The sequence below is a fragment of the Bradyrhizobium sp. 142 genome (genome assembly GCF_023074015.1).
GTDB lineage: Bacteria > Pseudomonadota > Alphaproteobacteria > Rhizobiales > Xanthobacteraceae > Bradyrhizobium.
Genome location: NZ_JADPKQ010000500.1, coordinates 1 through 3,878, shown reverse-complemented (window position 1 = coordinate 3,878; position 3,878 = coordinate 1). Strand labels below are relative to the sequence as shown.

Annotated in this window: 2 protein-coding genes and 2 pseudogenes; 2 read left to right on the top strand and 2 right to left on the bottom strand. The window is 59.6% G+C overall.

Features of this window, described 5'->3' with window-relative positions; translation table 11 throughout:
- Positions 1-371: 371 nt before the first annotated feature.
- Positions 372-863, top strand: coding sequence for a DUF4142 domain-containing protein (locus IVA82_RS44860; protein ID WP_247385133.1), 492 nt, complete (start codon positions 372-374; stop codon positions 861-863).
- Between the two features lie 1,370 nt (positions 864-2,233).
- On the opposite strand, the gene IVA82_RS44855 is transcribed toward IVA82_RS44860, so the two are convergent.
- Together IVA82_RS44855 and IVA82_RS44850 are read right to left on the bottom strand one after the other, a co-directional pair.
- Entirely contained in the window at positions 2,234-2,857 is a 624-nt protein-coding gene (locus IVA82_RS44855) for an NYN domain-containing protein (RefSeq protein WP_247385132.1), read from the bottom strand.
- A 195-nt stretch (positions 2,858-3,052) separates the two neighbouring features.
- Positions 3,053-3,229 (bottom strand): annotated as a pseudogene (locus IVA82_RS44850) (IS256 family transposase); the annotation flags it as partial.
- A gap of 10 nt (positions 3,230-3,239) precedes the next feature.
- Between IVA82_RS44850 and IVA82_RS44845 the strand changes: the two are divergent.
- Positions 3,240-3,878 (top strand): annotated as a pseudogene (locus IVA82_RS44845) (IS110 family transposase); the annotation flags it as partial.

Sequence of the window (3,878 nt, the reverse complement as noted above, 5' to 3'; positions counted from 1 at the left end):
TCTGTTGGGCCATCCCCACTCCTCTCGAAAAAGGAGCGAAGTCCGGCTGATTCGCGGATCACCCAACGGCGTTCATCACGCCCGTCCACAGCCCTGTTACCCTGGTCGCCATCGACCGGAACAGGTGGTCGTCATCCACCGGAAACGGTGGTCGCCTTCAACCGGAAACCCTGGTCGCCATGGACCGGCGCGCGCACCCCGACAACTATCCTCTGAAGGAAAGCATCCAGGCCAACAGCATTTTGGGAAAGCCCGATCGAACGGCAGTGCGGCAACTCAGGACGACTGGCGCAAAGCGATAACGATAAACATGGTGCGGACGAACCCATTTCGAGCAGTCAAACCCCTTTCTCGGAAGTAGAGGAAGCGTCATGAACAGAGCGATCTTTTTCGTGTTCTCCGCTTGCGCTGCTGTTGCGTCTCCTGCTGCTGCACGGCAGCGCATCGACGCCACGACATTCACGCGCCTGGCCACCGGCAGCGATCTGTTCGAAATCCAGTCGAGTCAGCTCGCGTTGCAGCGATCGTCCAATCCGCGACTCCGCGCATTCGCCCAGCAAATGGTCAATGATCACTCAATGACGAGCGCTGCGTTGCAACAGAGCGCTCCGACGCTGACTGCATTCTCAAACCCGTTCGGCATGCTCGACCCACGTCACGCTGGGATGCTCGCGCAGCTTCCAGCAACGACGGGAACGACCTTTGACCGGCTCTACTCGCAAATGCAATTAGCCGGTCATCGTGAGGCTGTGGGGCTGTTTGCGACCTACGCCAGCACGGGCGACGACGCACGGCTTGTCAGCTTCGCGCGAACTACGCTGCCACGTCTGCGCCACCACCTGGCAATGGCGCAGCGGCTGTGAAGGCTGCTCCCAGGCTCTCGCCAGCGCCGCCGAACGGGTGCGCCAGGACGAACTGACGCGATTCTGAGACCGTCTCGGACGATCAGCTCCTGGCGGGCGTCCAAGTGGCTCTTTTTGAAACTGAACCCAATCTCTTCGTGAACCACGCGCGTCGTCGCGGTTTTCGCACGAGCATCGACCTCTGCCCGCATCAGCCTTGCGCGATTGATGAAGCAACGGGCCCATCTCGAATGCCGCATCCGTGACGACCGCGAGCGCTGTCATCTCGGCGAGACACTCGAGATCTGAAACGGCGGGCGTCCTTCTCAAGGAGGACAGAGGATCGCTAAGAGACTGGATGGCAGTAATGACGGCGCGTGCGACTGCCTTTAGCGGACGGAGGCGCTTGCCTCGCCTCTCGAATTGATAGCAGCGTCAACTTAGGTACCCAGGCGCCGGTGATCCGTGCGTCGACCGCGTATGAGCTGATGCGGATCATTGCTCGAGTGCATCTAACATGGGCAAACGGCTCTTGCTCTGCTGCCCGCTCTAGCCCGCCGTCTTCTGCCGCTTGTTCTCGCCTCTACGATTCGAAGTCGATTTCGAAGCTTATCCACCTCTCTAAGCTCGGCGATGAGCGCTTGGAGGCGTGCGTGCAGAACAGCACAGCTGTAAACCTGGCGAATATTGGTCATTACTGCCCCAGAATATAACTTGAATTAACCAGCCACCGATAAAACAGGACAATTGGGTAATCGCTACTTCGTGCGCCTAGTGAGCTATTAGTGTAGCCGCCAGATGCTCCCAGTACTCGGCCTCTGCGAGCAGCTTCCAGCTTCTCTCAGAATCACGCGCGGCGGCCTGTCGGCATAGCAACGCCATCGCGCGAAAGCGGCGCACAGCTTCCATCGCAAAACTCCCTGCTTCCTGTTTTCCCCAACCTTATTTTTTATTATTGCGATAACTCATCATCATTACTAGAGATAACTAAATTTGTCGTTTAGCGGCAGCCAGTTAAGTTCCGCCCAAAGCGTCAAAGCGGAACTATTTTCGCTTTAGGCTTCGCATCGGTTTCGAATGCTATTTGGTTGCGGCATTGTCGCGCGCGGATCGCGCAGCTCGGAATCGAGCGCAGCGCAATGGGCCATGCTGCGCCCAGCAACATGCATGCGAAGCGGCCTGAGTAGGCATGCAATGTCGGAATCCGAACCGACCGACCGCTCAGGGTCTTCTCTAGTTGGTCCGTTGCCCAGCACCTGAACCTTACTGGCGATCAGCCCGGCGCAAATGCCGGGCTCATTCGTCAAGCTCATTCCGCGGCACACAGCTTGAACGAACGACCAAGTGCGGGTCGCTACCTAGGCTGGATGCACCAGCGGCTTCGCTCGGAATCAGTTCTCGAGAAGGCTGTCATTTCCCTTCGGTCCCGCGATGATCTGACGCTCTGGGGTCTGCCGCGGGCGATAGCGCGACCCGCGCTGCACCGGGCGTTCGGACGGATTGCGACCGATCTTCGCTTGGAGCTCGATAAGATCGGTGAACACGTCGGCCTGGCGGCGCAGCTCGTCGGCGACCATCGGCGGCTGGCACGCGATCGTCGAAACAACAGTGACCCGCACCCCGTCGCGCTGCACTGCCTCGACCAGGGATCGGAAGTCGCCGTCACCGGAGAACAGCACCATCTCGTCGATATGCGCGGCGAGCTCCATGGCATTGACAGCGAGCTCAATGTCCATGTTGCCCTTGACCTTCCGTCGGCCGCCAGCGTCAATGAATTCCTTGGTCGGCTTGGTGACGACCGTGTAGCCGTTATAATCAAGCCAATCGATCAACGGACGGATCGACGAGTACTCTTGGTCCTCGATAGTGGCGGTGTAGTAGAACGCGCGCAGAAGCGTGCCGCGGGTCTGAAATTCGGTCAGCAGGCGTTTGTAATCGATATCGAACCCGAGCGTTTTCGCTGTGGCGTACAGATTGGCTCCGTCGACGAAGAGCGCAATGTTGGAAGCCGACATGATAATCTCTGAGCCGCACAGTGCCGCGCCGCGGGCTCCGTGCACGTGAACCCGCCAATGAAGCGGCACCAACAAAACTTAAACGACAACAATGCTATACCGCGGCTCATTAGTGTTCAAACAGTTTCGTGCGACCGAAAATAAACTCGGTGACACCTCAACGCGAGCTATGCGGGATTTTGGGTGACGAGGTGATCAGGCGGCGTGGTTTGCCGGCATGTGGATGACCTCGATGCCATCGTTGAATCTGACACCTGCGGTCACCTTCGGCAACTGATTTGTGCCTTTGAGCCGCCGCCAGGTCCTTGATGCCGCGATGACCAGCTTGAACACCATCAACTTGGCAGCGGTTGGCGACAACGAACCCTTGGTTCAGAACGAGGTGCATTCAATCCTGCACGCGCACCTGATCCCGAAGTGCCCGCATGCCGATCTTTTCAACGCCCGCGGCCGGGCGTGGTTGGCCGCTCAACAGTTGCCGGACGATGAACGCGCAGCGATCGATCGGCACGTCCGTGAACTTGACCGGTTGGCGGAAGACCTGGCCCTGCTCGACCGCGAAATTGCGCAGGACGCCATGGACGATCCCGCGGTCAATAGATTGATGACAATCACCGGCGTCAATCTGGCGGTCGCCGCCGGGATCGTGGCGGCGATCGGCGACATCGGCCGGTTCAACAGCCCCCAGAAGCTGGTGAGCTATTTCGGGCTGAACCCGCGGGTGCGGCAGTCGGGACTGGGAGCTGCCCATCACGGTCGCATCAGCAAGATCGGCCGCAGTCACGCGCGCGCCATGCTGGTCGAGGCGGCCTGGGCAGCGGCCAAGGCGCCCGGTCCACTGCATGCTTTTTTCGTCCGCATCCGCGCCCGGCGCGGCCATCAGATCGCCGCGGTGGCCGTGGCTCGCAAGCTCACTGTGCTCTGCTGGCATTTGTTGACGAAGGGCGAAGATTACCTGTGGGCGCGCCCAGCCCTGGTGGCCAACAAGACCCGCGCAATGCAACTTCAAGCCGGACATCCG